Genomic DNA, 25,636 nt, shown 5'->3' on the forward strand with positions numbered 1-25,636 from the left:
GCCGCACCCTAGCGCCCTCACGCGCCGGGACGGACCGCCCGCCGTGCCGACCACTCGCCGTGACCGACCGCATTCACCGCGCGCACCCGGAACCAGTGACGGCGACCCGCCTCCAGCCCGGTGACGACCAGGCGCTCCCGGTCGGAACGGATCGTCCGGCCGGCCGCACGCGGGTGCCGGGCGACGCGGACCTCGTAGCCGGTGACCGGGCTCCTTCCCGTGCGCGACGGCGGGCGCCAGCGCACGCGCACGCCGTCGCGCACCGCGCGGACCCGAACCCGCCGGGGATTGCTGGGGACTGTCGTCGTGGCGGGCGTGGTGGGGGCGGACGTGGTCGGCGCCGAGGTCGGCGAGGCGGGGGGCAGGGCCGGCGGCGCCTCGCCGTCGAAGCCGAAGTCCTGCGTCGTGGTGGCGGCGAAGTCCACCTGGAGGCGGACGCTGGCGCCGGGGGGCGCTGTGGACGGCAGGTCGCCCGGCACGCGGTCGATCCGCACCAGGACGTCGCGATCCGCGACGACGTAGGGGATGCGGTAGCCCCCGGCTGCGTCCGAGGTGTAGGTGAAACCGCCCTCGGCACCGTCGTTGGCGTAGACCCGTGCGCCGGCGATGCCCGGCTCCCCGGGCTCGCGGACACCGTCCCCGTCGTGGTCGTTCCACACCACACCCGCCACCGAGCCCACCGGCGCGACCGTCCCGAGCTCGGGGACGGGCGTCGTCGATCCGGCGTCGACCTGCACCACGTGGCCGCCGGCCGTCTGCGTCCATCCCTGGTAGGACCCGATGCGGATCGTCACGGTCCAGCTCCCAGCGGCAAGGCCCGTCAGGGTCCAGGTGCCGTCGGCCCACGTGCACCTGTGGCCCTCGGGCGCCGGGAGGGACGCATGGTCTGCGCACACCCCGACCTGGGCCTGGTCGTCGCCGTCCAGAGGCGGCTCGCCGGTGTCCCGCACGCCGTCGCCGTCGGTGTCGAAGAACACCGTGCCAGTGAGGGAGCCGGTGTCCTCTGCGTGGGCGGGTGCGCCGGCCCGCGCGACCACGACGAGGGCGACCGCGAGCGCGGCCGCGAGGGCGGGTCGGACCGCGGCCTGCCACCTGCCCATGACGCCTCCTCGGGGTGCCTGCTCAGGCTACGACCGGGAGGCCGGTGCCGTCACTGCCGGACGGGGAACCACCCGGCCCGCATCGTGGAGGCCGTGAGCCGGCGGCCGGCTCACGGGCTCCATGGTCAGCTGCGGACGATCTCGGTGATCCGCGCGACGGCCGAGGTGACGGCGACGTCCTCGCGCTCGTCGGTGCGGCGGTCGCGGACCTCGACGTTGCCGTCGGCCAGGCCCCGGCCGACCGTGACGATCGTGGGCACGCCGATGAGCTCGGCGTCCTTGAACTTCACGCCCGGGCTGACCTTGCCGCGGCGATCGTCGTAGAGCACCTCGATGCCCTGGGCGGCGAGGTCCGCGACGAGCCGCTCGGCGGCGTCGAAGATCGCGTCGTCCTTGCCGGCCGCCACGACGTGCACGTCGGCGGGCGCGACCGCGCGGGGCCAGCACAGACCCATCGAGTCGAGGGTGTTCTCCGCGATGGCGGCCACGGCACGCGAGGGCCCGATGCCGTAGGAGCCCATCGTGACCGTGACCAGCTTGCCGTTCTCGTCGAGCACCTGGAGCCCGAGCGCGTCGGCGAACTTGCGGCCGAGCTGGAAGATGTGGCCCATCTCGATCCCGCGCGCGGCCTCGAGTATGCCGTCGCCGCGCGGGCAGGGGTCACCCGCCCGCACTTCGGCGGCCTCGATCGTGCCGTCGGGGGTGAAGTCGCGGCCCACGGTGAGGTCGACCACGTGGCGACCGGGCTCGTCGGCGCCGGTCACCCAGCGCGTCCCCTCCACGATCCGCGGGTCGACGAGGAAGCGGATGCCGGACGTGCCCTTCTCGCCGAGCACGCCGGGTCCGATGTAGCCCTTCACGAGGTCGGGGTACTTCGCGAAGTCCTCTTCGTTGAAGGGCCGGAACTCGGCCGGGTAGAGGGTCGCCTCGAGCCGCTTGGGGTCGACCTCTCGGTCGCCGGGGACCCCGATCGCCAGCGGCTCGCTGGTGCCGTCGAGCTGGGTCACGACCATCAGCACGTTCTTCAGCGTGTCCTCGGCCGCCCAGGCGCGGTCCTCGCGCGGGAAGCGCTCGTTGAGCAGCTCGACCAGGGAGTCGATGGTGGGTGTGTCGGGGGTGTCCTCGACGTGTGCGTCGGGCGCGCCGTCGTACGGCACCGGGGCGGGCGACGGCGTCTCCACGGCCTCGACGTTGGCGCTGAACCCGCAGGCGGGGCAGGTGACGTAGGTGTCCTCACCGACCGCGGCCTTGGCGAGGAACTCCTCGGACTTCGAGCCCCCCATCGCGCCGGCGTGCGCCCGCACGATGACGTACTCGAAGCCGAGCTTGTCGAAGATGCGGATGTAGGCCTCGCGGTGCCTGGCGTACGACTCGTCCAGGCCGGCGTCGTCGACGTCGAACGAGTAGGAGTCCTTCATGATGAACTCGCGCCCGCGCAGCAGGCCGGCACGCGGACGGGCCTCGTCGCGGTACTTCGTCTGGATCTGGTAGATCGAGAGCGGCAGGTCCTTGTAGGAGGAGTAGAGGTCCTTCACCACGAGGGTGAACATCTCCTCGTGCGTCGGGCCGAGGAGGTAGTCGCCGCCCTTGCGGTCCTGGAGCCGGAAGATGTTGTCGCCGTACTCGGTCCAGCGGTTCGTCGCCTCGTAGGGCTCGCGGGGCAGCAGCGCCGGGAACGACAGCTCCTGCGCGCCGATGTCGTCCATCTCCTCGCGGACGATGTTCTCGATCCTGCGCAGCACACGCAGCCCGAGCGGCAGCCAGGTGTAGATGCCCGGGGCGTTGCGGCGGATGTAGCCCGCGCGGACGAGAAGCTTGTGGCTCGGCACCTCGGCGTCGTTGGGGTCGTCGCGCAGGGTGCGCACGAACAGGGTCGACATGCGGAGGATGCGGCCAGTCATGGGCGCAACGATAGGGGTGGGCCTTCCGGGACGGCGAACCAGATTCGTCCTCGGACCCCGCGAGACCGCCGCCAGAGGTGGCGGCGGGTCGCACGTACGACCGCCCCCCACGTGCCATGCGCCGCCACCATCCGGCGGACGTGCGGCGGCGGCTCAGGTCCCCAGAACGGTGAACGACGCAGCGGTCGCGGCGAGCACCGGGTCGCCGGCGGCGACCTCGCGCGCGGCGAGCATCGCGTCGCCGAGTCCGCCGCCCTGCCGGAGCCGGGCGTGCAGCGCGACCATGACGTCGACGGTCGCGGCGTCGTCGACCTCGGCGAGGCTGGACACCACGCCGGCGGTGCCCATCGACAGCAGCGCGGCGGCGAGGCCGAGGAGCTCCTGGTCGCCGACCGGCTGCATGACGCCGGACTCGCAGGCCGACAGCACGACCCGGTGGGGCGGGCGCTCGAGTCGCTGCAGGTCGTGCACCAGCAGCGGGCCGTCCGCGAGGGTCAGGGAGGAGAAGAGCGGGCTGTCCTCGCGGAAGTGGCCGTGGGCGGCGACGTGGGCCAGCGAGGCACCGTCGAGGGCGGCGAGCGCGGCCGCCACCGTCGCGGCGTCACCGTCGAGCACCACTGCGCCGGGGTCCTCCGCGGCCACCGCGGGCACCTCGGCCCCACCACTCCCGAGCCCCGGCCCGACGAGCATCACGCGCCGGTCGTCGTCGGCAGGGACGGCCCCGCGGGCCCGGAGCCACAGGCGCGCCGACGGCGTGCTGGTGACCGGCCGGTGCACGAGCGAGGGCAGCAGCCCCCACGGCACGCCCTGCAGTGCAGCGGTGCCGGAGACCACGATGCGCGACTCCTCCACGCCATCGAGAGCCGCGCCGAGCAGGGATCGTTCGAGTCGCGCCCCGGCGACGTCCAGCTGCGCACGGCGGCCGCGCGCGGCCTGGCGCAAGGTGAAGAGGGCGAAGTCGACGGCCGTCGCGGCGGCCGCGGCCTCGCCGACGACGCGGTGCCGTACGCGTCCGCGGCCTGCAGTGAGTGCGTGCAGGACGCCGTCGACCTCGGTGAGCTCGACCAGGACGGTGTCGTCCTCGCGCAGGGCGTCGAGGAGCTCGCGCACGTCGAGCGCCGAGGCGATCTCCCCCGACCCGCGTGCCTGGAGGACACGCTGTCGCACCCGCTGCTCGAGGCGGTTCGCGCGCGCCTCGAGCGCCGCCGTGGGGATGCCCTCGGCGCGGGCGAGGTCGAGCCGCCGACGCTGTGCGCGGAGTGCAGCGAGGTCATCGCGGGTCTGGGCATCGTGGGCGCCGCCGGTCGTCGTTGCTGGCGTGGCCAGCGCGGTGGCCCGCCAGCGCTCGGCCCAACGGAGCAGCTGACGGGCGTCGTCGGACGCCACCGCCGTGCGAGTGCCGAGCTCGGCCAGCACCGCTCCGTGACCCGAGGACACAGCGCGCAGCTCCTGGCTGCCGAGGGTCGCCCGGTGCTCGTCGAGCGCGCGCAGGCCCCTCTCGCACGCCCGCAGGACCCCACCGGAGTCGCCGGCCAGCTCGCGTGCCCGGGCCTGTGCCAGCCAGCCGAGGGCGCGCAGGGCTGACGTGGGTGCCTGCCGGAAGGAGGCGGCCTCGCCGAGCCACTGGACGGCCAGGTCCGCTGCCCGCGCGGACCGGACCCGGGCGGCGAGGGCCGCGCCCAGGAGCAGGGCATGGGGCAGCTGCGGGGCCCGGGCGTCCCGCATGCCACCGACGACCTTGTCCGCGCGCCGCAGCAACGCGACCGGTGACCCGCCAGCGCGGTCCCCTGCGGTGACGGACAGCAGCTCGGCGTCGAGCCGGTGGACGTCACGTGACTGCGCACGCATGAGTGCCGAGCCTGTGTCGGCGGCCGCCCTCGCACGTGACCAGTCCCCGGCCGCGAGCGCGACCTCGGCCACGGCCACCAGCAGGTCGGCGTGCTCGCGAGCCTGCAGCGGCCGGGCGACCAGGGCGGACTCCACGAGGGCGAGCGCGTCCTGCGCGAGCCCACCGGACAGATAGGCGGTGGCCCGGTCCAGGACCAGGTCGACGTTGGTCACGCCCATCGCGTCGAAACGTGCCGCCGCCGCTGCGTACTGCTCCAGCGCCCGCGGCAGGTCACCGCGGAGGAAGGCCAGCCACCCGATGTTGTGCTCGGTGAAGGCGACGCCCGCCTCGTCACCGATGCGTGCGGAGAGTGCGCGGGACGCCGCGAACGCCGATGCGGCCGACTCGGCCTCGCCCAGCCGGACGTCGACGAGGCCCTGGAGGTTCAGCACGCGGGCCTCCCACACCTCGTCCCCGGAGACCGCGAAGATCCGGCGTGCCCGCGCCAGGTCCGCCGCGCTCTCCTCGAAGCGCGCGAGCAGGTGACCCAGCACGTAGGCGCGGCGGTAGAGCACCCGGCCGAGCGGAACACCCTCGAGGGCGGACGCTGCCTCGCCGAGGTGGCGAAGTCCCTGTCCCATGTGGCCGGCGACGCACAGGGAGAGTCCCAGGGTCGCCATGGCGTCGGCCGAGCGGGACGTGTCGCCCGAGCGTCGGGCCAGCCGCAGGGCGGCGCGGAGCTCGCGCAGCCCCGCGTCCGTGTCGCCGAGATCGCGCAGCAGGATCCCCACGACCTGGTGTCCGATCGACGCGAGCGCCGGGTCCGGGTGCGGCACGAGGACCTGCTCGGCGCGTGTGCGTGCTGCGACCGGATCGATGAACATGGTGCGCAGCAGCTCCTCCGCCTCGTCGCGCTCCACACGCCCATCCTCGCGGATCAGCACAGGAAACTCTGCGAAACCGTCGTACGCGGAAGCCGACCGGCGCTAGCGTCGAACCATGGCGGGCGACTGGAAGATCGGCAGCGACGAGCGACGGCGTGCGACGGACCAGCTGCGGAGCTTCCGCGCGGCCAACGACGGCGGGGTGGCGTGGGACACCGAGGCCCCCGCCGACTTCACCTACATCTTCCACCCCGACCGGGTGCTGGTGCGCGCCGCGGACGCGGAGAGGTTCGAGGGACTCGTGGCGCAGCTGGGAGATCGCGTCCTGCTGGGCGACGTCCGCCGCGACGACGTATCGCTGCTGGACGGTGAGCTGGTGCGGTACCTCCTGCCCGAGCGTCGGGAGGGACAGTCCGTGCCCGACGTCCTCGACCTGCTCGAGGCGGGCGGGCTGCGACTCGGCGCGGCGTCGCCCGACCACTGGGTGCACGTCGCCCCAGGCGGGGGTGGCGGCCACCTGTGCCCCGCCATCGAACCCCAGGAGACCGGCCTCACCGAGCCGTGGCCGCCCGTCGCCCCGCAGGAGAAGGGGCACGAGGTGAGCGTGGTGGTCGTCGACACCGGCTGGCACCCGCCCGCTGCGACCGACCCCCGTACGCCGTGGCTGAAGGGCGTCGAGGGTGACGACGAGCTGAACGGCCCTGTTCTCCGTCCGTACGCCGGCCACGGCACGTTCATCGCCGGCGTGGTGCGGTGCGTGGCGCCGGTGACGAAGGTGTTCGTCGAGGGGTTCGCGATCGGCGGCGTCGGTGGCGGAGGCATCCTCGAGTCCGACCTCGTCGTGCAGCTCGAGGAGGCCCTCGACCACGATCCGCAGGTCATCAACCTCTCGGCGGGGTGCCGCACCCGGCTCGACCTGCCGTCGATCGCGCTCGAGACGTTCTACCGCACCAGGCTCCGAAAGCGGGACTGCGTGCTGGTGGCTGCCGCGGGCAACGACTCGTGGGCGGCGCCGTTCTGGCCCGCGGCCTTCGACTGGTGCGTCGGCGTGGGCTCGCTCGACCGCAACGGCCGGGTCTCGGCGTACTCCAACTTCGGCGTCTCCGCGGACGTCTACGCGCTCGGGCGCAACCTCGTGAACGCCTTTCCGGACGGGACGTTCGAGTGCAACGAGACTCCCGACATCGGTGACGTCCGGGTCTTCAGCACCGGCATGGCGCGGTGGAGCGGCACGTCGTTCGCCGCCCCCGTCGTCGCGGGACTGATCGCCCGCGAGATCAGCGAGACCGGGGCGTCAGCCGCCGACGCGCGCGACATCGTCCTGGCCGGGGCTGCCTACGACTCCGACCCGACGATCGGGCCGCTGATGGAGCTCCGGCAGCCCTACCCCCGCCCCTGAGGGGCCGAGTCAGCGCTCAGAGCTCGACCCAGCGGCTGCTGACCGCCTTGCGGCGGTAGCGGACCGTGAAGCGGATCGACCCGGTCGGCTCCGCGGCGATCGCGAAGAACCCCACCTCGTCGAGGTCGGTCGTCCAGCTCTGCCCGTCGGTGGTCTCGACCTCGACCTCGACGGAACGCAGGTCCCCGTCGAAGTCGAGCAGCTGTCCACGCACCTGGCCCTCGTCGAGCTCGGCGTCGAGCGACCAGCCCTCGGCGGCGGTGAAGTAGAGGATCCGGGACGTGCCCAGCCCCCTCACCTGTGCGGCGGGCTCGTCGGCGGAGTCGCGCACCAGGACGAGCATCTCCCACTCGTCGTCGAGGTCGGCGGCCGCGACCACCGCGATCATCGTCGCGACCAGGTCGGGTGGCGGCGGGTCGTAGGTCGTCCACATGTCACGCAGCTCCACGAGGAGAGCGGCGTCGCTCTCGGCGGTCATCGCTCGCCTCCTCTCGATAGGGCGGTTCGGACCTTGGCCAGGCATCGTGCCCGCGTGGGCCCGATGCTCCCGACGGGCATGTCGAGCTCCTGGCTCAGCGACTGGTAGTCGGGGCGGTCCATGAAGGCCACGACCCGCAGCAGCTTGCGGCATCGCTCGTCGACGGACGCCACGGCACCCCAGAGCCGGGACGCCTCGTCGTCGAGCACGGCGAGCGCCTCGGCCGACTCCGCGTCCGGGAGTGCGGCGTGCAGCGTCTCGTCCTGCACCGGGGTCGCACGGCGTGCGGTCCGGGAATGGGCGGCTGCGCCGCGCCTGGCCGAGGTGATCAGCCAGGACGCGACCGCCTGCGGGTCCTCGATGGTCCGGTGGAGCCGTACGAAGCCGAGCCAGGTCGCCTGGACCACGTCCTCGGCGGCCTCGCGATCGAGACCGTACGCCCTCACCACGTGCCACAGGACCGGTGTCATCGCAGCAACCAGCTCGTCCACCGCACCGGCGTCCCCCTGACGCCAGGCGATGAACGCCCCACTGGCCATGTCCCACGGTGACAGGTCGGACTGCCCCTCAGTCCTACGGTCCTCTGACATGGCGACCATTGTCCCCATGTCAGCACAGGTGTGCGTACACCCCCTGGTGATACACGGCAGGCAGATCTTTTCCTTGCCTGCGTCCGGCAGCTGGAACGGGCGCCTAGAACATGAGCGTCGCGAAGGTCGCGGTCTGCTCGAAGCCGACCCGGGCGTACGCCGCCCGCGCGGGCGTGTTCCAGTCGTTGACGTAGAGCGAGACCACCGGGGCCAGCCCGGAGCCGAGGACGTGGGAGACGACCGCGGCCATGCCGGTGGTGGACAACCCCTCGCCGCGGCGGTCCGGGCGTACCCAGACGCCCTGCACCTGGGCGGCGTACGGCGTCACGCAGGCCACCTCGGCCTTGAAGACCACGCCGTCGTCGTCGAAGCTCGCCAGCGACCAGCCGCGGCCGATGAGCTGCTGGATCCGCGCGCGGTAGAGGTCTCCCCCGCCGGCATCGTTCTCCGGGGAGACGCCGACCTCCTCGGTGTACATCGCCACGCACGCGGGGTAGAGCACCTCCAGGTCGCGCGGGGTCGTGGGGCGTACGTCGGGGGCCGCCGGCACGGCGGGCGGCCGGGCGATCTCGAGGTGGGGCTGGCTGGCCCGGATCTCGCGCGGGCGGGCCCAGCGAGGCTCGATGACCTCCCACAGCGCGGCGACCACGTCGCTGGGCCCGACGATCGTCCCGACCGTGCTGCGGCGGCGCAGGGCGACGTCGGCGAAGGCGCCGACGTCGTCGGGGGTGCACTGCACCGGGACCAGGTTGGCGCCGAGGTGGCACCCGGCGACGAGCTCGTCGCCCTCGAATCGGCCCCACACCTGGCCGCCGAGCCAGCGCTCGTCGAGGTTGGTGAGGCGGGCGCGGTAGTCGGCGAAGACGTTGACGACCGGGTCCTGCTCCGCGAGCGCGATGAAGGCGTCCCGGTCGCCCGGGCCCAGCACTCGCACCTGCTCGCGGGTCCTCAGCACGATCGGAGCCTAGTGGCCTGCGCCACGGACGGGTCCGCGGCGACGACGTGTCAGGAGACGCTGACCGACGCCTCGGCGCCCTCGACCGGTTCCATGCCCTCGGCGATGCGCATGGCCTCCTCGATGAGGGTCTCCACGATCTGCGACTCGGGCACGGTCTTGATGACCTCGCCCTTGACGAAGATCTGGCCCTTGCCGTTGCCGGAGGCGACGCCGAGGTCGGCCTCGCGGGCCTCGCCGGGGCCGTTGACGACGCAGCCCATGACGGCGACGCGCAGCGGCACCTCCATGCCCTCGAGGCCGGCGGTGACCTCCTCCGCGAGCTTGTAGACGTCGACCTGCGCACGACCGCAGCTCGGGCAGGAGACGATCTCGAGGCGGCGCGGCTTGAGGTTGAGCGACTCCAGGATCTGGATGCCGACCTTGACCTCCTCGACGGGCGGCGCGGAGAGCGAGACGCGGATCGTGTCGCCGATGCCCTTGCTGAGCAGGTGGCCGAAGGCGACCGCGGACTTGATGGTGCCTTGGAAGGCCGGGCCCGCCTCGGTGACGCCGAGGTGCAGCGGCCAGTCGCCGGCCTCGGCGAGCAGCTCGTAGGCGCGGACCATCACGACCGGGTCGTTGTGCTTGACCGAGATCTTGAAGTCGTGGAAGTCGTGCTCCTCGAAGAGGCTGGCCTCCCACACCGCGGACTCGACGAGCGCCTCGGGCGTGGCCTTGCCGTACTTGTCGAGGATCCGCTTGTCGAGCGAGCCGGCGTTGACGCCGATCCGGATCGAGGTGCCGCGGTCCTTGGCGGCCCTGGCGATCTCCTTGACCTGGTCGTCGAACTTGCGGATGTTGCCGGGGTTGACCCGGACCGCCGCACAGCCGGCGTCGATGGCCGCGAAGACGTACTTGGGCTGGAAGTGGATGTCGGCGATGACCGGGATCTGCGACTTCTGCGCGATGGCCGGCAGCGCGTCGGCGTCGTCCTGGCTGGGGCACGCCACCCGCACGATGTCGCAGCCGGAGGCGGTGAGCTCGGCGATCTGCTGGAGGGTGCTGTTGACGTCGGACGTCAGCGTGGTGGTCATCGACTGGACCGAGATCGGCGACTCGCTGCCCACGCCCACGGACCCCACTTTGATCTGGCGGGTGGGACGGCGCGGGGCGAGGACGGGGGGCGGGAGGGCAGGCATGCCAAGGCCGACGGTCATGTCCGTCATCGTACGGGCCGGGCCGTCGGATCCCCGCGCCGCCATGGCCCGGCCCGAGCGGTGAGTGAGCCACATTCCGCACTCGCGAAATGTGGCCACGGCACCGCCCACCGCGCGAGTCGGGCGGGACACACCGGCAGCGGTGCCCCAGCCACCTTCCGTACGAGCAGAAGGTGGCTCACGCACCGCTTCCACCGCGTTCGGTGGCCGGGCGTACGGCCGTCAGCTCAGGCGCAGCGGCACGACGATGTCGGCGACGATGAGCACCACACCCATGACGAGCATCGCGAGACCCACGACGTACGCCACCGGGAGCAGCCGGGCGACGTCGACGTGACCGGGGTCGGGGCGACCGAGGAGGCGGGCGATCCCCCGCTTGAGGCCCTCGTAGAGCGCGCCCGCGATGTGACCGCCGTCGAGCGGCAGCAGCGGCACGAAGTTGAACATGCCGATGAAGAAGTTGAAGCTCGCGACCAGGAAGAGGAGCGTGACGATCTTCTCGGTGAGCGGGAACGCCTCGCTGGAGGCCGCCTCGCCGGCGAACCGGCCGCCGCCGACGATGGAGACGGGGCTCTCGGGGTCGCGCTCCTGGAGCCCGACGACGGCCCGGCCGACCTCGTAGACCTTCACCGGGAGCTGGCCGAGCGCCTGGAGCGTCTCGACGGTCATCGTCCCCATCTGGGAGGTCGTGTAGACGAGGCCACCGGTCTCGAAGCGCGTCTCGGGCTGCACGCCGAGGAAGCCGACCTCGGTGAGGGTCTCGTCCTCGATCGACGTCTGGCGCAGCGTGACGGTGGTGTTGGTGGTCAGCGTGAGCTGCTCGTCGCCGCGGCGGACCTCGATGACGGCGTCGCCGTCGGCGTTTCCGCGGATCAGCGACTGGAAGCTCTCCCAGTCCGAGAAGGTCGTGCCGTTGAAGCTGATGATCTCGTCGCCGGGCAGGATCCCTGCCTCGCGGGCCGGGGTCGGGGGGTCGGCGGCGGTGCACTCGCGGCCGGCCTCCTCCACGGGGATCACGCACTCGGGCACGGCGGCCACGGTGGGCTCCACGACCTGGTCGCGCGGGTTGCCGTAGGTGGCGAACAGGATCGCGAACAGCCCGAAGGCGATGGCGATGTTGACCGTCGGGCCACCGGCCATGACGATCACCTTCTTCCACCAGGGCAGGCGGTAGAAGAGCCGGTCGGTGTCGTGCTGCTTGACGTACTCCCACTCCGCGGCGCGCGCGTCGGAGATCAGCTGGGTGAAGAGGCCGGTGTTGGAGCGGCGCACCTTGTGCACCGGCTCGCCGTCCTCGTCGTACGTCGTCTCCTCGACGAGGTGCTCGGCGCCCGGCGGGAGCATGCCGACGATCTTGACGTAGCCGCCGAGTGGGATCGCCTTGATGCCGTACTCGGTGTCGCCGACCTGCTTGCTCCACACGGTGGGGCCGAAGCCGATGAACCACTGCGGCACCTTGCAGCCGAACTTCTTGGCCGGCACGAGGTGGCCGAACTCGTGGAGCCCGATCGAGACCAGGATCGCCAGGACGAAGGCGACGACACCCAGGGTGTAGAGCAGGGCGGTCATGCGGAGATCCTTGTCAGGTCAGAGCGTCAGATGAGAGCGGCGGCCTCGGTGCGCGCCCAGGAGTCGGCGGCGAGCACGTCGTCCACCGTGAAGTGCTTCCTCGATGGTACGTCGTGGAGGTCCAGGACCTGCGCCACCGTGGCCACGATGTCGGGGAATCGCAGCCGGCCGTCGTGGAAGGCGTCGACCGCCACCTCGTTGGCGGCGTTGTAGACCGCGGGCGCGGTGCCGCCGCGCTCCCCAGCCGCACGCGCCAGCGTGACGGCCGGGAAGACGGCGTCGTCGAGGGGCTCGAAGCGCCAGTCGGCGGCCCTCGTCCAGTCGATCGGCGTCTCGGCGTCGGGCACGCGGTCGGGCCAGCCCATGCCGAGCGCGATCGGGACGAGCATCGTCGGCAGGCCGAGCTGTGCAACCACCGCGCCGTCGACGAACTCGACCATCGAGTGGATCAGCTGCTGCGGGTGCACGACCACGTCGATGTGGTCGAAGGGGATGTCGAAGAGCAGGTGCGCCTCGATGACCTCGAGGCCCTTGTTCACGAGCGTCGCGGAGTTCGTGGTGATGACGCGGCCCATCGCGAAGTTGGGGTGGGCGAGCGCCTGCTCGGGGGTGACAGCGGCGAGCTCGTCGGCCGTACGCCCCCGGAACGGGCCGCCCGACGCCGTGAGGACCAGGCGGCGCACCTCCGCGGCGGAGCCGGCGCGCAGGCTCTGCGCGATCGCGCTGTGCTCGGAGTCGACCGGGACGATCTGGCCCGGCCGCGCGCGCTCCTTGACGAGCGGGCCGCCGATGATGAGCGACTCCTTGTTGGCCAGCGCGAGGGTGTGGCCGGCGTCGAGCGCGGCGAGGGTGGGGCGGAGCCCGACGGCCCCGGTGATGCCGTTGAGGACCACGTCGCACGGCTGGGCGGCGGCCTCGGTCGAGGCCTCCTCCCCGAGCCCGGCGTACGCCGGCGCGAACTCCGCGACCTGCGCGTCGAACAGCTCCCTGTTCGAGCCGCCGGCGGTGAGGCCGACCACCCGGAAGCGGTCGGGGTTGGCGCGGACGAGGTCGAGCGCCTGGGTGCCGATCGACCCGGTCGAGCCGAGGATCACGATGTCGCGCGCAGTCACGCCGCCAGTTTGTCAGGATGGGCGGCGTGAGCAGCGGCGGGGAGGACTGGCGGGCACTGGCCCACGCCGAGCAGCTCCTCGACCTGCGCCGCGACGCGGAGGCCGAGCAGCGCTTCCGCGACGTGCTCGCGAGCGACCCCCAGTCCGTCCGAGCGCTCCTCGGACTGGGCCGGGCCCTCAACCGCCAGGACCGCCACGCCGAGGCGGAGCGGGCCGTGCGCAGTGCAGTCGCGCTGGACCCCGAGCACGCAGGTGGCTACCAGGTGCTGGTCGACATCCTCTGCGACCGGAGGGACGGCCCGGCGGCGGTCGCGGCGGCCGAGACCGCGCTGTCCCTCGCGCCGCACGACTTCACGTCGCACTACCAGCACGCCCGGGCGCTGCTGAGCCAGCGACGGCCCCGGGTCCGCGACGCGTACGAGGCGGCGTTGCGCGCCGTCGACCTCGCCCCACACAGCCCCGACGCGCACAACCTCGTCGGGCTGTGCCTGGACGCGCTCGGCTACCACGACCACGCCCAAGCGGCGTTCCGCAACGCCCTGGCCATCGACCCGCTCCACACGCTCGCGCAGAACAACCTCGCCGCTACCGAGATGGACCGCGGTCGCCTCGGGCACGCGGCCGGGATGCTGCGATCGGCCGTCGGCAACGACCCGCAGGAGAAGCGGCTGCACCAGAACCTCGACGCGGTGCTGCTGCTCCTCGGTCGGCGGGTGCTCTGGTCGCTGTTCGGTGCCGCAGTGGTCCTCGGCATCATGCTGGCGGCTGGAGCGCCGTGGTGGGCCCGCGCGCTCGGTGGCGTGGCGTACGTCGGGGCGGTGGCACTGCTCGTCCACCGGGTCCGCGCCGAGCTGCCCGCGGGCGTCAGCCAGTGGGGTCGCGGGCTCTGGGGGCGCACCCGGTGGACCGGCCGCTACCTGATGATGCTGCTGGTCCTCCTCTCGGTCGGCGTCCTGCTGCTGGCGTTCGCGCCGTACGCCGTGGCGACGGCGGCAGGCCTCGCGCTCGCGTCCTCGCTGCAGGTGCTCGGCCTCGTCTGCGTCCTCGGCTGGCTGGGGTACGCCGTGGTGAACCTCGTGCGCGGCCGCTGACCTCGCGCCTAGGGTGGGCGCCGTGGACGAGCGCCTGATCGAGAGCCTGGCCGCCGCGGTGCGCGCCGCCCCGGACGACCTGACGCTGCGGCTGCACCTGGCCGGCCTGCTGGTCGACGCCGGGCGCGGACCCGACGCCATCGCGCACGTGGCGACGGTCCTGGCCGCCGACCCCGAGTCGGCTCAGGCGCGCGAGCTGATGGGGCGGGCGATGGGCCCCGCGCCGGTCGCCGACTCCCCCGCACCGGAGACGCACGCCCCGGACGAGGCGGCCGCGCCGACGACGGCCGAACCGGCGACCTTCGACTGGCACGCCGCCGAGTCCGACCTCGGCGAGCCCGTCGGCCCGATGTTCGTCGACGGGTCCACCGAGGACCCCGGCCCGGCGCCGTACGACGTCGAGGCCGCCGGCATCCGGCTCGCCGACGTCGGTGGGCTGACGGAGGTCAAGAAGCGCCTCGAGGCGAGCTTCCTCGCGCCGCTGCGCAACCCGGAGCTGCGCGCGCTCTACGGCAAGTCGCTGCGCGGCGGGCTGCTCCTCTACGGCCCGCCCGGGTGCGGCAAGACGTTCCTCGCCAAGGCGGTCGCCGGCGAGCTCGGCGCGTCGTTCCTGCACGTGTCGCTGGCCGACGTGCTCGACATGTACATCGGCCAGAGCGAGCGCAACGTCAAGGAGCTCTTCGAGGTGGCCCGCAGCTCGGCCCCGTGCGTGCTGTTCCTCGACGAGCTCGACGCGATCGGCGGCAAGCGCTCGCTCAACCGCAGCTCGGGGGCGCGGACGACCGTCAACCAGCTGCTCACCGAGCTCGACGGCGTCGGGTCGGACAACGAGGGCGTGTTCGTGCTGGCCGCGACCAACCACCCGTGGGACGTCGACCCCGCGCTGCGCCGCCCGGGCCGCCTCGACCGCACCCTCCTGGTGCTGCCCCCGGACCGCGAGGCGCGCGAGGCCATCCTGCGCACCCACCTGCGCGACCGTCCCGTCGAGCGCATCGACACCCGCCGCCTCGCCAAGGCCACCGACGGCTTCAGCGGCGCCGACCTGGCCCACCTGTGCGAGTCGGCGTCCGAGAACGCGCTGATGGAGTCCGTCGGGTCCGGGCAGGTGCGGATGATCGGCATGGCCGACTTCGACCAGGCCCTCGCCGAGATCCGTCCGTCGATCGGCCCGTGGATGGAGACCGCCCGCAACGTCGCGCTCTACGCCAACGCCTCCGGGGAGTACGACGACCTCGCGAAGTGGCTGCGCAAGAAGCGCTGAGGCCGGGCCGTCGGCGCGGTCGCTTCGCACTAGCCGCCGGGCGCGTCGAACGACCAGAAGGTCAGTCCGCCGACCTCCACGAGCGTGGCCCCGGCCGGCGCGACGAGCTCGTGGCCGTCCGACGCGCCGAGGGCGGCCAGCACGGACAAGGTGTGGTCGGCGTGCCGGCACAGGATCGCGTCACCGGGCACGTCGGCACACCCGGCCGGGTCCGTACGCCCGGCGCGCATCGCGACGTCCCACGCGAGGTCATCGCCGTCGGCCCTCAGCACCACGCCGTCCGGGGTCCCGGCGAGGACGACGGTGCCCTCGGCGCCCGGCGAGTCGTCGTGCTGGACGACGGCGCCGACGCGGGCGGTCGCAAGCACGGCGATCACGGCCGTCTCGGGCGGCAGGGACCCGACGGCCACCTGGTCGCCGAGCCCGACGCCGAAGGCGCGCAGGACGCCGGCGCACGCGGCCACCTCGGTCAGCAGCCGGGCGAAGCTGCGCTCCACGCCGTCGAGCGCCAGCGCCGTGTCGTCGGCCCGGCCCCGGATGACGTGGACGTCGAGGGCGTTGTAGCAGGCGTTGAGGGTGCCCGGGTCGCCGTCGGAGGGCACGCGGAACCAGGTCACGTCGTCCGTGGTCATCGCGGCCTCAGGCCAGCCCGTTGTCGGCGGTGGCCGCCGGCTTCGACGGGGTGCGCAGCCACGCCGTGAAGAACGCGCCCAGGTCCTGCCCGCTCACTCGCGCGGCCACCTCCTCGAACTCCGCGCTGGAGCCGTTGCCGCCCTCCTGCTCGCGGATCCAGGTGCGGACGATCCGCCAGAAGACGGCGTCGCCGACGCGGTTGCGCAGCGCCTGGAGGGTCATGGCGCCGCGGCCGTAGATGGCGGAGTCGAAGATGCTCGCCGCGCCGGGGTCGCCGACGACGACCTCCCAGAACTCCGAGGCGGGGGCGACGTTGTCGTAGTAGCTGCGGAGGACCGAGGCGCCCGAGCGACCACCGTGGGTCTCGGCCCACCGCCACTCCATGAAGGTGGCGAAGCCCTCGTTGAGCCAGATGTCGGACCACTGCTGGACGGCGATGTCGTCGCCGAACCACTGGTGGGCGAGCTCGTGGACGACGAGGCTGGTGTAGCCGGCGCCGACGGCCGGGTAGGTCGGACGGGTCTGGTTCTCCAGCGCGAAGCCAGGGTTGAGGCCGGTCGTGATGCCTCCGACGACCGAGAACGGGTACGGGCCGAGGTCCTTCTCGAGCCCGGCGACGACGGCCGGAGTCTTCTTCATCAGGCGCATGCTCGCGGCCTGGTCGCCCTTGCTCAGCCGCTGGGAGACCGCGACGAGCCACGGCAGGCCCCGGTGCCGGCCCTTCGCGATGGTGAAGTCGCCCGCCGCGAAGAAGGCCAGGTAGGGCACCATCGGCTCGTCCGCGCGCCAGTGCCACGTGGTGTTCCTCCTGCCGACCCTCCTGCCCTTCAGCTCGCCGTTGGAGATGACCTCGCGGCCGTTGGGGACGCGGACCCGGACGTCGACGACCGCCTTGTCGAGCGGGTGGTCGTTGGCGGGGAACCACCACGGGGCCATGTGGGGCTCGTTCATCGTGACGACCTCGCGCTTGCTGGCCAGCCAGTTGCGCTCCCCGGCGTACGCGCGCCTGGACGGCCGGTCGGCGTACCGCACCACGACCGCGTGCTCGGTGCCCGCGGCCAGTGGCTGGGCGGGCGTGATCCGCAGCTCGTGTCCCCCGTCGGTCTTCTCGAAGTCGGCCTCGACGCCGTCGACCGTCACGTCCGAGACCTTCAGCAGGAAGTCGAGGGAGAAGCTGGACAGGTCCTGGGTCGCCGTCAGCTCGACCGTCGTCCGCCCGCTGAGCCGCTTGGTCGCCAGCGCGTAGCGGTTGGCGATCCGGTAGGACCGCACGTCGATGCCGCCGTTGCCGTCGAGCGGCCAGTAGGGGTCGCCGATCCCGGACGCGCCGTCGACCGGCGCAGCGGCACGCACCTCGCCAGTGGCGGGCACCCCGGTGAACGCGACCGCGAGGGACGCCAGCAGCGCGACGGACAGCAGGGGCCGGGACATCGTTCGCGTGGACACCGTCCGAACCTAGCGCGCCTAATTCCGTTGCGCTGGCGACCGGCGCCCGTGGACGATGGCTCCGGCGACACCCGCCCGCCGCGTGCCCCCGTACGCCGGTGCCCCGACACGAGAGGAGCCGTGACATGTCGACGACTGTCCCCGGCCTGCCCGCCGACCACCTCTCGCACACACGGAGCACCCACGTTGTCCCACCTGCACACCGATCGCACGTTCCCGGAGGACTTCCTCCGGCCTGACGACCGCTCGCCCCTCGAGGGCATCGACGAGTCGTTCGTCTTCACCTACGACACCTACTCCGACGAGCTCGGAGAGGGTCAGCGCTGGTCCCGCTGGGAGGACCTCGAAGCCCTGATGAAGGGTCCCGAGCCACGCCCCGACTGGGTCGTGACCTCCAGCGGCGCCGTCGACACCGAGCTCGGCGTCCTCAAGACGGGCAAGGAGGCCGACGTCTTCCTGCTCGAGCGCGAGGACCCGCACCGCCCGGAGACCGCTGTCGTGATGGCCGCCAAGCGCTACCGCGACACCGACCACCGCTCGTTCCACCGCGCGGCGTCCTACACCGAGGGCCGGTCGATGAAGCGCTCGCGCGACAACCGCGCCCTCAAGCGCAAGTCGACCTGGGGCCGTCAGGTCGCGGCCGGCGAGTGGGCGGTCTCGGAGTGGAACGCGCTCCGCCGCTGCTGGGAGCTCGGCCTCCCGGTGCCGTACCCGGTCCAGATCGACGAGACCGAGATCCTCATGGAGTGGATCACGGTCACCGTCGGCGGGGAGGCCGAGACGGCGCCGCGGGTGTCCCAGGTCCGTCCCGACCCCTCGGTCGTCGAGGGCTACTACGAGCAGCTCCGCGACGCGATGGCCACCCTGGTCCAGGCGGGGCTCGTGCACGGCGACCTCTCGCCCTACAACACCCTGGCCGCCGGCGACCGGCTCGTCATCATCGACCTGCCGCAGATGGTGGACCTCGTCGGCAACCCCCGCGGCATGGACTTCCTGCTGCGCGACTGCGCCAACATGTGCGCCTGGTTCCGCTCGCGCGGCCTCGGGGTCGACGAGCAGGAGCTGTTCGGGGAGCTGATGGCGCACGCGTTCTGACGAGGGACCGCGCGCGGGTCATCGAGCGGCGACCTCGGACCGCAGCCGCTCCATGGCCCGACGCACTGCGTCCGGGGCCTCGAGCCAGACGAAGTGCCCGGCGCCCTCGGCCACCTCGGCCCAGGCGCCCGGCACCAGCGCGACCGCCTCCGTGGTCGCGGTGAGGGGAATGGGGCTCCGCTCGCCGTGCACGGCGCCCAGCGGCACCCGTACGGCGCGCAGGGCCGCGACCAGCCAGGGCTGCAGGGCGTCGGCCGACGCCACCAGCGAGTCGAAGACGTGGCAGGCGACCCAGTCGTCGGCCACTTCCCCCGCGCGCGCCGGGTCGGCGAAGTAGGCCGGCATCAGGAGCCGACCCTGCTCGATCACCTCTGCGGACGTGAGACCGGGCGACGCCCACGCCGCCTCCAGCTCGTCGTAGCGCTCCAGCACCGTGTCATCGGTGCGCCGGCGGAGCTCCTCGGTGAAGCCGGCCATCCCCATGTCACCGACGGCGCCCATCGGGTCGATCGCCAGCACCCCACCGACCTGGTCGCCGAGCGTCGCGGCGACGTGCCAGGCCAGGTGGCCACCCCACGAGTGGCCGGCCACCAGTGGTCGGTGCCAGCCACACCTGGCCAGGTGGTCGAGGACGTGGCCGATGTCGGCGAGCGAGGTGGGCACGTCGAACGGACCCTGGGTCGTGCTGGGGTCGCGCCCCCGCTGCTGGAACGACGCGATGCTCCAGTCGGTCAGCACGTCGAGCAGGCCGTCGAGGTAGCGGTACGACATCGCGGGACCGCCGTGCAGCAGCAGCACGCGGCGGTCCTCGTCGGCGTCCCGGACCCAGCCGACGATGCCTGCGACCGCGAACGGGACCGGCGCGCCCATGGCCGCACGCTACTCGGGGCCGCCCCCGCCTCCATCACCAAGACGGGCGACCTAGGTTGGGCCCGTGAAGCACTCCCACGGACGCCTCGTCGACGTCACCTCCCTGGCCGAGCTCGACCGGCGGCTCGCGACCGGCGCGACCTCGCTCACCGGATGGCGCCTGGTCGGGCTCGACCTCACCGACCGCGGTCCCGCCCTGCTGGGGCGCTCGCTCGAGCAAACGCTGTTCCTCGGGTGCGAGTTCGCCGAAGGGGACGACGACGCCGTACGCCGGGCGGGCGCGATGGTGCTGCACGAGATCCCCGGCGTACCGGTCGACACCTACCGGGCGACCCTCTACTCCCCCGGCGATCTCTACGACACGCCCCGCTACGAGGACAGCCGCGACGCGCGGGCGTACGCCTGGTCGCGCCGCGGCGACGGTCCGGACGACACCCTCGCGATGGCGCTGCACGACCACCACGTCGACGCGGCACTGGCCGCCTGGGTGGTGGGCCGCGACGTCGTCGGCGTCATGGGCGGGCACGCGCTCGAGCGCGGGACCCCGGCGTACGCCGACGCAGTGCGCCTCGGCCACGCACTCGCCGACCGCCTCATCGTCGCCACGGGTGGCGGACCGGGCGCGATGGAGGCGGCCAACCTCGGGGCGTACATCCCCGAGGACCTCGACTCCGCCCTGGCGGCCGTGGCGGCGGTTCCGTCGTTCGGCCCCGACGTGGGCGCGTGGGCGCGGGTCGCGCTCGACGTGGTGGGGGCGACGAGCGGCGGGCGGGAGTCGCTCGGCATCCCGACGTGGCACTACGGCCACGAGCCGCCGAACGTCTTCGCCACGTCGATCGCGAAGTTCTTCCACAACGCGCCGCGCGAGGCCGTGCTGCTGGAGGTCTGCAACGCCGGCATCGTCTTCCTTCCGGGGGCCGCCGGGACGGTGCAGGAGGTCTTCCAGGACGCCTGCGAGAACTACTACGCCGACGCGTCCGCGGTCGCGCCCATGGTGCTCGTCGGACGGCGCCACTGGACGGAGGACCTGCCGGTCTGGCCGCTGCTGCAGGCCCTGGCCCGCGACCGGGAGATGGGGCCGTACGTCCACCTGGTCGACAGCGTCGAGGAGGCCGTGGACGTGGTGGCCGGGTAGGCGTCAGCCGGCCCGGCGCGTCGTCCCGGCCGGGGCGCTCACCTCGCGGTAGTGGCTCACCAGCAGGTCGTTGACCGCCCGCCACGTCCGGTCGCGCACGCTGAGCCGGGCCGCGGCCGCCATCCGACGCCGCAGCACCGGCTGCGCCACCAGCCGCGCGACGTGGGCCACCATCTCCCCCGCGTCGCCGGGCTCGTAGAGGAAGCCGGCGACGGTGTCGTCGACGACGTCGATCGGTCCGCCGGAGCGCGGCGCGACCACCGGCACCCCGCTGGCCAGCGCCTCCTGGGCGGACTGGCAGTAGGTCTCGTGGCGCCCGGTGTGCACGAAGACGTCGAGCGTGGCGTACGCCCGGGCGAGCTCGTCGCCGTGCAGCACGCCGAGGAACGCCGCTCCGGGGAGCAGCGCACGCAGGCGCCCCTCCTCCGGCCCGCCACCGACGAGCACCAGCCGTACGCCCGGCAGCCGCTCGACGTGGGCGAGGAGCTCGAGCTCCTTCTCGGCCGCCAGTCGACCGACGTACCCGACGAGCACCTCGCCGTTCGGAGCCAGCTCTGCGTGCAGCGCCTCGTCCCGCTTCGCCGGCTCGAACAGCACCTGGTCCACCCCGCGCGGCCAGCGGGCGACGTCGTCGATGCCGAGCCGGGCGAGCTGCGCGATGCTGGCCGTCGACGGGGCCAGCGTCCGGTCCACGCCGAGGTGGATCCGGCGGGTGAGCGACTCCATGGCACGGGCGCCGCCCGGCACGCCGTAGCGGTCGGCGAACCCGACGAGGTCCGTCTGGTAGATCGCCACGGTGGGGATCCCGAGCGAGCGCGCCGCCTTCGCCGCCTGGTGGCCGAGCGTGGCCGGCGAGGCGATGTGCACCACGTCGGGATCGAACCGCTCCATCGCCGCCCGGAGCCGCCGCCGCGTCTCCAGACCGATCCGGAAGTCGGCGTAGAACGGCAGGCTCGCGCCCCGCGCGTGCCTGACCGGGAAGCCGGCGTACACCTCGGGGCCGGTGGGTGCGATCAGCTCGGCCTCGTGGCCCTCCGCCGCCAGGTGCTCCAGCACCCGGCGCACCGAGTTGGTGACGCCGTTGACCTGCGGCAGGAACGACTCGGTGACCACGAGCACGCGGAGCCGGGAGGGGGTGGTGCGGCTGCGACGCCGCCTCTCGAGCAGGTCCATGCCACGGACGCTAGGAAGCGACCCGCAACACCTGCCCCGGTCCCGGCGAAGGACACGTGAACGGTGCCCGACGCTACGGGGGCTACTCCTTGGCGGCGAGCTGCCCGCAGGCGCCGTCGATCTCCCGGCCGCGGGTGTCGCGGACGGTCGTCGGGATGCCCTTGGCCTCGAGGCGGCGGACGAACTCCCGCTCGTCAGCAGGGTCCGAGGCGGTCCACTTCGAGCCCTCGATCGGGTTGAGCGGGATCAGGTTGACGTGCACCCACCCCCAGTCACCGTAGGAGTTGAGCACGTCGCCGAGCAGGTCGGCGCGGTGGGCCTGGTCGTTGATGCCACGCATCATGGCGTACTCGATGGAGACCCGGCGCTTGGTCTTCGCCGCGTAGTTCCAGGCGGCCTCGACGGTCTCGGCGACCGAGAAGCGGGTGTTGATCGGGACCAGCTCGTTGCGCAGCTCGTCGTCGGGCGCGTGCAGGCTCAGCGCGAGAGTGACCGGGATGCCCTCGTCGGCGAGCTGGTTGATCCGGGGCACGAGGCCGACGGTGCTGACGGTGACCCCGCGGGCGCTCATCCCGAGTCCGGCCGGCGAGGCGTCGGTGAGGCGACGTACGGCCCCGATGACCGCCTTGTAGTTGGCGAGGGGCTCGCCCATGCCCATGAACACCACGTTGGACACGCGACCGGGGCCGCCGGGGACCTCGCCGCGGGCCAGCGAACGGGCGCCGGCGACGACCTGCTCGACGATCTCCGCGGTCGACATGTTGCGCTGGAGGCCGCCCATGCCGGTGGCGCAGAACGGGCACGCCATGCCGCAGCCGGCCTGGCTCGAGACGCAGATCGTGGCGCGGTCGGGGTAGCGCATCAGCACCGACTCGACGAGCGCGCCGTCGAAGAGCTTCCACAGCGTCTTGCGGGTGGTGCCCCTGTCGGCCTCCATGGTCCGCAGCGGCGTCATCAGGTGTGGCAGCAGCGCGGACACCAGCTCGTCGCGCTGGCCGGCCGGGAGGTCCGTCATCTCGGCCGGGTCGTCGACCAGGCGGGAGAAGTAGTGGGTGGAGAGCTGCTTGGCACGGAAGCCCGGCAGGCCCATCTCCTCGAGCCGCGCCTTGCGGCCGGCCTCGTCGAGGTCGGCGAGGTGCGGCGGCGGCTTCTTGCGGCCGCGCGGCTCGTCGAAGACGAGGGGCAGGGTCTTGATCGGCTGCTGAGTTGAGTCGGACATCATGCCGAGTGTCCCATCCCGGCGGCTGCCGGGGCGATTCAGCGGGTCAGGCGTCGACCATGAAGTAGAGCACCAGCGACGCCACGCCCAGCACCACGAGCGCCGTCACGACCATGCCGACGAACATGAACTGGGCGAAGCGCCGGGTCTTGCGCTTGACCAGCATCGCGATCGGGAGCGCCAGGGCGAGCAGGACGAACGGGAAGAGCCTCTCGGCGGTCTCGTAGGTGAAGAGCAGCCGGAGGATGCCCACGAAGGCGCCGGGCACGGCCGTGACGTAGAGCATCCCGGCGAAGAACCCGGTGATGCCGGCGAAGGTCGGGTGGCTGTGGTGCCACCACTCGAAGTGGCGGTCCTGCGGCAGCTCGCCCTGCTGGGCCTCGTGCGTCTCCACCAGGTCAGCCTAGGCGGTCGACGACGTGCGACGACGGCGGGCACGCGGTGAGAGGGAATTCGACCGGGTGCCGCGGATCACGGATCGACCCGGATGACGTCCGGCATCGCCAGCGCCGCCCAGCGCCCGAGGTCGGGCGCCTGCCCGGTCAGGTCCGCCGCCACCAGCGTCCATGCGGTGCCGTGCCCGACGAGCACGACGTCCGCGCCGGCGTGCACCTCCAGCACCCCGCGTACGGCGGCGGCCACCCGCCTGCGGCAGTCGTCGAGGGGCTCCCACCCGTCGAGCGCCGGGCGGTCCGGGTGGTCGAACGCGCGCCGGACGGCTCCGGCGAAGTCCTCCACCCACTCCCCCGTGCGCTGGTGCTCGCGGAGGTCGGGCAGGACACCGACGTCGCCGTCGGTGAGGAGCTGGGCGGTCTGCACCGCCTTCGGCTCGGGGGAGGTGAGCCACGCTGCCCGCGCTGGCAGCCGACCGGAGGCCCGCAGCGCCCACACGTCGTCGTACGCCGCCGGGTCGAGGTCCCACTCGGCGGCGGGCACGCCGGGGGTGACGAGCGGACGGCCGTGCCGGACCAGGTGGAGGGTCATCGTGTCGTCCCCGGCGCCAGGAACTCGCGTGCTCCACGCAGCCGCGTCGCGAGGAGCCGCGAGGCGAGGGACGAGTCGAGGCGTACGTCGACGGGGCCGGGGTCGGGGAGGTCGGCCCGACGGCCGGCACGCAGGACGGTGGCGTCCAGGCCGTCGCGACGGGCGACGAGGCGACCGAGCTCGAGGCGGCTCGTCGCGTCGGCGCCGCCGAGGTGCAGCACGCCGCGCACGTCGTTGGCGGCGAGCTCCACCAGGGCGGCCGCCAGGTCCTCGACGTGGACCGGGCAGCGTCGCTCGTCCTCGAAGAGCGCACCGTGGGCGCCGAGGGCCAGCGACCGGAACAGCCGCTCGTGCCCGGACTCACCGTCCCCCAGGATCAGCGACGTGCGGGCCACGACGACGTCCGGGTTCGACGCGAGTGCCGCGGTCTCGGCCAGGACCTTGGCCACGCCGTAGGCCGACACCGGGTCCGGCGTCGCGGACTCGTCGTAGGGCACCGGGCGACCGCCGAACACCACGTCCGACGACACCAGCACCAGCCGCGCCCCGACACGTGCGGCGGCCCGCGCGACGTGGACGGCGCCCGCGCCCGTCACCTCGGGATCCGCCTGGACGTACGCGGTGTGCACGACGACGTCGGGCCGGTGCCGGTCGACGAGTGCGTCGACCGCCGCAGGATCGCGTACGTCAGCGTCCGCGGAGCCGACCGCCACCACCTCGTGGTGCGCCGCCGCGGCGACGACGCGCCGACCGAGGTAGCCCGTACGACCACCCGTGACGAGGAGCCGCACCTCAGAAGACCAGGTAGTAGAGGACCAGCCAGATCGGCGCGACCGTCGCCAGCAGCGAGTCGAGGCGGTCCATCAGTCCGCCGTGGCCCGGGATGACCTGGCTCATGTCCTTGATGCCGAGGTCGCGCTTGATCACCGACTCGCACAGGTCGCCCAGCGTGGCCATGACCGCGGCGATCACGCCGAGCAGGACCCCGACCCACCAGTCGCCGCCCAGGAACGCCGTCACCAGCCAGACGCCCACGGCGATGGTGCCGACCATCGAGCCGACGAACCCTTCCCACGACTTCTTCGGCGAGATCACCCGGGCCATCGGGTGCTTGCCGAAGAGGACGCCCGCGACGTAGCCACCGGTGTCGGAGGCGACGGTGATCGCGATGAAGGTGACCACGCCCCGCATGCCCGGGTCGTCGAGGTCGAGCCCGAGGGCCGGGGCCTTCCCGCCCTCGCCGAGCAGCAGCGCGACGAAGGAGGCGAGGAACGGGACGTAGACGAGGGTGAAGACGGAGGCGGTCGCGTTCTTGACGTAGCCGTCGACGCCGCGTCGCAGCAGCCACAGCATGATCACGAGCGCAGTGACGGCGGTGGCGGTCACGAGCGCGGGCGCGCCCCAGACGTAGGCGACGACCACCATCACGACGCCGCCCAGCATCAGCGGCTGCTCGGGGATGTCGATGCCCTTGGCGGACAGGCCCTTGTGCAGCTCCCAGACGGCGACCACCACGGCGATCGCCACGATGCCCATGAAGGCGGGCTTCCAGAACAGCAGCGACAGCAGGATCGCCGCGACCAGGAGCACCGCCGAGGTGACGGCGGCACGCAGGTCGCGCCCCGCGCGACCGTGGTCCTTGGGCGCCGGGCTCGTCGCTCCGGGCTCGGGAGCCGGCGCCGCCGGGGGTTCGGGTGTGGTCATCGAAGGGGCG

Annotated in this window: 23 protein-coding genes; 5 read left to right on the forward strand and 18 right to left on the reverse strand. The window is 73.0% G+C overall.

The features are described from left to right. Positions 1-17 precede the first annotated feature (17 nt). The 3 genes from EXE59_RS21530 to EXE59_RS21540 all read right to left on the reverse strand — a co-directional run bounded on the left by EXE59_RS21530 (position 18) and on the right by EXE59_RS21540 (position 5,749). Positions 18-1,100, reverse strand: coding sequence for a fibronectin type III domain-containing protein (locus tag EXE59_RS21530; RefSeq protein WP_135840730.1), 1,083 nt, complete (start codon positions 1,098-1,100; stop codon positions 18-20). Positions 1,101-1,225: 125 nt separating this feature from the next. Continuing rightward, positions 1,226-3,001: a proline--tRNA ligase gene (locus EXE59_RS21535; protein ID WP_246056979.1), complete on the reverse strand. Its 1,776-nt coding sequence runs from the start codon at positions 2,999-3,001 to the stop codon at positions 1,226-1,228. A gap of 153 nt (positions 3,002-3,154) precedes the next feature. Further along, positions 3,155-5,749 (reverse strand): CHAT domain-containing protein, encoded by a 2,595-nt coding sequence (locus tag EXE59_RS21540; RefSeq protein ID WP_135840731.1) that lies wholly within the window; start codon positions 5,747-5,749, stop codon positions 3,155-3,157. Positions 5,750-5,828: 79 nt separating this feature from the next. Here EXE59_RS21540 and EXE59_RS21545 point away from each other — a divergent pair, with 79 nt between their 5' ends. Beyond that, on the forward strand, positions 5,829-7,112 hold the full coding sequence (locus EXE59_RS21545) for a S8 family peptidase (protein WP_135840732.1): 1,284 nt from the start codon (positions 5,829-5,831) through the stop codon (positions 7,110-7,112). 16 nt (positions 7,113-7,128) lie between these two features. On the opposite strand, the gene EXE59_RS21550 is transcribed toward EXE59_RS21545, so the two are convergent. The 6 genes from EXE59_RS21550 to dxr all read right to left on the reverse strand — a co-directional run bounded on the left by EXE59_RS21550 (position 7,129) and on the right by dxr (position 13,015). Continuing rightward, the gene (locus EXE59_RS21550; protein ID WP_135840733.1) at positions 7,129-7,590 is read right to left on the reverse strand and encodes a hypothetical protein; all 462 of its coding nucleotides are present in this window, start codon (positions 7,588-7,590) and stop codon (positions 7,129-7,131) included. Beyond that, entirely contained in the window at positions 7,587-8,180 is a 594-nt protein-coding gene (locus EXE59_RS21555) for an RNA polymerase sigma factor (protein WP_135840734.1), read from the reverse strand. Before EXE59_RS21555 ends, EXE59_RS21550 begins: the two co-directional genes overlap by 4 nt. Positions 8,181-8,283: 103 nt before the next feature. Then, on the reverse strand, positions 8,284-9,135 hold the full coding sequence (locus EXE59_RS21560; RefSeq protein WP_135840735.1) for a GNAT family N-acetyltransferase: 852 nt from the start codon (positions 9,133-9,135) through the stop codon (positions 8,284-8,286). Between the two features lie 50 nt (positions 9,136-9,185). Then, positions 9,186-10,334 (reverse strand): flavodoxin-dependent (E)-4-hydroxy-3-methylbut-2-enyl-diphosphate synthase, encoded by a 1,149-nt coding sequence (gene ispG / locus EXE59_RS21565; protein WP_135840736.1) that lies wholly within the window; start codon positions 10,332-10,334, stop codon positions 9,186-9,188. Between the two features lie 222 nt (positions 10,335-10,556). Continuing rightward, positions 10,557-11,903, reverse strand: coding sequence for a M50 family metallopeptidase (locus tag EXE59_RS21570; RefSeq protein WP_135840737.1), 1,347 nt, complete (start codon positions 11,901-11,903; stop codon positions 10,557-10,559). A 26-nt stretch (positions 11,904-11,929) separates the two neighbouring features. Continuing rightward, positions 11,930-13,015, reverse strand: coding sequence for a 1-deoxy-D-xylulose-5-phosphate reductoisomerase (gene dxr / locus EXE59_RS21575; protein WP_210429094.1), 1,086 nt, complete (start codon positions 13,013-13,015; stop codon positions 11,930-11,932). A 26-nt stretch (positions 13,016-13,041) separates the two neighbouring features. Here dxr and EXE59_RS21580 point away from each other — a divergent pair, with 26 nt between their 5' ends. After that, positions 13,042-14,106, forward strand: a complete 1,065-nt coding sequence (locus EXE59_RS21580) for a tetratricopeptide repeat protein (RefSeq protein ID WP_168218634.1) — start codon at positions 13,042-13,044, stop codon at positions 14,104-14,106. Between the two features lie 22 nt (positions 14,107-14,128). Continuing rightward, on the forward strand, positions 14,129-15,367 hold the full coding sequence (locus EXE59_RS21585; RefSeq protein ID WP_246056981.1) for an AAA family ATPase: 1,239 nt from the start codon (positions 14,129-14,131) through the stop codon (positions 15,365-15,367). A 29-nt stretch (positions 15,368-15,396) separates the two neighbouring features. Here the strand turns inward: EXE59_RS21585 and EXE59_RS21590 are convergent, their stop codons facing one another. Next, entirely contained in the window at positions 15,397-15,999 is a 603-nt protein-coding gene (locus EXE59_RS21590; protein WP_135840739.1) for an AMP-binding protein, read from the reverse strand. Positions 16,000-16,006: 7 nt separating this feature from the next. Beyond that, entirely contained in the window at positions 16,007-17,446 is a 1,440-nt protein-coding gene (locus EXE59_RS21595; RefSeq protein ID WP_135840740.1) for a M1 family metallopeptidase, read from the reverse strand. Positions 17,447-17,632: 186 nt separating this feature from the next. On the opposite strand from EXE59_RS21595, the gene EXE59_RS21600 reads away from it, so the two are divergent. Beyond that, positions 17,633-18,541, forward strand: a complete 909-nt coding sequence (locus EXE59_RS21600) for a serine protein kinase RIO (RefSeq protein WP_135840741.1) — start codon at positions 17,633-17,635, stop codon at positions 18,539-18,541. Between the two features lie 18 nt (positions 18,542-18,559). On the opposite strand, the gene EXE59_RS21605 is transcribed toward EXE59_RS21600, so the two are convergent. Then, positions 18,560-19,411 (reverse strand): alpha/beta fold hydrolase, encoded by an 852-nt coding sequence (locus EXE59_RS21605; RefSeq protein WP_135840742.1) that lies wholly within the window; start codon positions 19,409-19,411, stop codon positions 18,560-18,562. Positions 19,412-19,475: 64 nt separating this feature from the next. Between EXE59_RS21605 and EXE59_RS21610 the strand changes: the two genes are divergently transcribed. Beyond that, complete coding sequence (locus EXE59_RS21610) at positions 19,476-20,546, forward strand: LOG family protein (RefSeq protein ID WP_135840743.1); 1,071 nt, start codon at positions 19,476-19,478, stop codon at positions 20,544-20,546. A 3-nt stretch (positions 20,547-20,549) separates the two neighbouring features. Here EXE59_RS21610 and EXE59_RS21615 read toward each other — a convergent pair whose 3' ends face one another. The 6 genes from EXE59_RS21615 to EXE59_RS21640 form a co-directional block, all read right to left on the reverse strand. Next, positions 20,550-21,719 carry a glycosyltransferase family 4 protein gene (locus tag EXE59_RS21615; protein WP_135840744.1) on the reverse strand — a complete coding sequence of 390 codons (1,170 nt, stop codon included), beginning with the start codon at positions 21,717-21,719 and terminating at the stop codon, positions 20,550-20,552. A gap of 82 nt (positions 21,720-21,801) precedes the next feature. After that, complete coding sequence (gene rlmN, locus EXE59_RS21620; protein WP_135840745.1) at positions 21,802-22,938, reverse strand: dual-specificity RNA methyltransferase RlmN; 1,137 nt, start codon at positions 22,936-22,938, stop codon at positions 21,802-21,804. 46 nt (positions 22,939-22,984) lie between these two features. Next, the gene (locus EXE59_RS21625) at positions 22,985-23,332 is read right to left on the reverse strand and encodes a hypothetical protein (RefSeq protein WP_246056982.1); all 348 of its coding nucleotides are present in this window, start codon (positions 23,330-23,332) and stop codon (positions 22,985-22,987) included. Between the two features lie 77 nt (positions 23,333-23,409). Next, positions 23,410-23,922, reverse strand: coding sequence for a histidine phosphatase family protein (locus EXE59_RS21630; RefSeq protein WP_135840746.1), 513 nt, complete (start codon positions 23,920-23,922; stop codon positions 23,410-23,412). Further along, positions 23,919-24,713 (reverse strand): SDR family oxidoreductase, encoded by a 795-nt coding sequence (locus EXE59_RS21635; RefSeq protein WP_135840747.1) that lies wholly within the window; start codon positions 24,711-24,713, stop codon positions 23,919-23,921. The genes EXE59_RS21630 and EXE59_RS21635 overlap by 4 nt, the downstream gene beginning before the upstream one ends. 1 nt (position 24,714) lies before the next feature. Further along, positions 24,715-25,626, reverse strand: a complete 912-nt coding sequence (locus EXE59_RS21640) for a phosphatidate cytidylyltransferase (protein ID WP_135840748.1) — start codon at positions 25,624-25,626, stop codon at positions 24,715-24,717. Positions 25,627-25,636: the final 10 nt, after the last annotated feature.

Source organism: Nocardioides eburneiflavus, from assembly GCF_004785795.1.
Classification (GTDB): domain Bacteria; phylum Actinomycetota; class Actinomycetes; order Propionibacteriales; family Nocardioidaceae; genus Nocardioides; species Nocardioides eburneiflavus.

Coding starts and splice junctions, on each gene's coding strand:
- EXE59_RS21630 (WP_135840746.1), bottom strand. CDS start 23,922: ATGACCCTCCACCTGGTCCGGCACGGCCGTCCGCTCGTCACCCCCGGC.
- EXE59_RS21545 (WP_135840732.1), top strand. CDS start 5,829: ATGGCGGGCGACTGGAAGATCGGCAGCGACGAGCGACGGCGTGCGACG.
- EXE59_RS21590 (WP_135840739.1), bottom strand. CDS start 15,999: ATGACCACGGACGACGTGACCTGGTTCCGCGTGCCCTCCGACGGCGAC.
- EXE59_RS21615 (WP_135840744.1), bottom strand. CDS start 21,719: ATGGACCTGCTCGAGAGGCGGCGTCGCAGCCGCACCACCCCCTCCCGG.
- EXE59_RS21570 (WP_135840737.1), bottom strand. CDS start 11,903: ATGACCGCCCTGCTCTACACCCTGGGTGTCGTCGCCTTCGTCCTGGCG.
- EXE59_RS21535 (WP_246056979.1), bottom strand. CDS start 3,001: ATGACTGGCCGCATCCTCCGCATGTCGACCCTGTTCGTGCGCACCCTG.
- rlmN (WP_135840745.1), bottom strand. CDS start 22,938: ATGTCCGACTCAACTCAGCAGCCGATCAAGACCCTGCCCCTCGTCTTC.
- EXE59_RS21640 (WP_135840748.1), bottom strand. CDS start 25,626: ATGACCACACCCGAACCCCCGGCGGCGCCGGCTCCCGAGCCCGGAGCG.
- EXE59_RS21550 (WP_135840733.1), bottom strand. CDS start 7,590: ATGACCGCCGAGAGCGACGCCGCTCTCCTCGTGGAGCTGCGTGACATG.
- EXE59_RS21530 (WP_135840730.1), bottom strand. CDS start 1,100: ATGGGCAGGTGGCAGGCCGCGGTCCGACCCGCCCTCGCGGCCGCGCTC.
- EXE59_RS21605 (WP_135840742.1), bottom strand. CDS start 19,411: ATGGGCGCGCCGGTCCCGTTCGCGGTCGCAGGCATCGTCGGCTGGGTC.
- ispG (WP_135840736.1), bottom strand. CDS start 10,334: ATGACCGTCGGCCTTGGCATGCCTGCCCTCCCGCCCCCCGTCCTCGCC.
- EXE59_RS21555 (WP_135840734.1), bottom strand. CDS start 8,180: ATGTCAGAGGACCGTAGGACTGAGGGGCAGTCCGACCTGTCACCGTGG.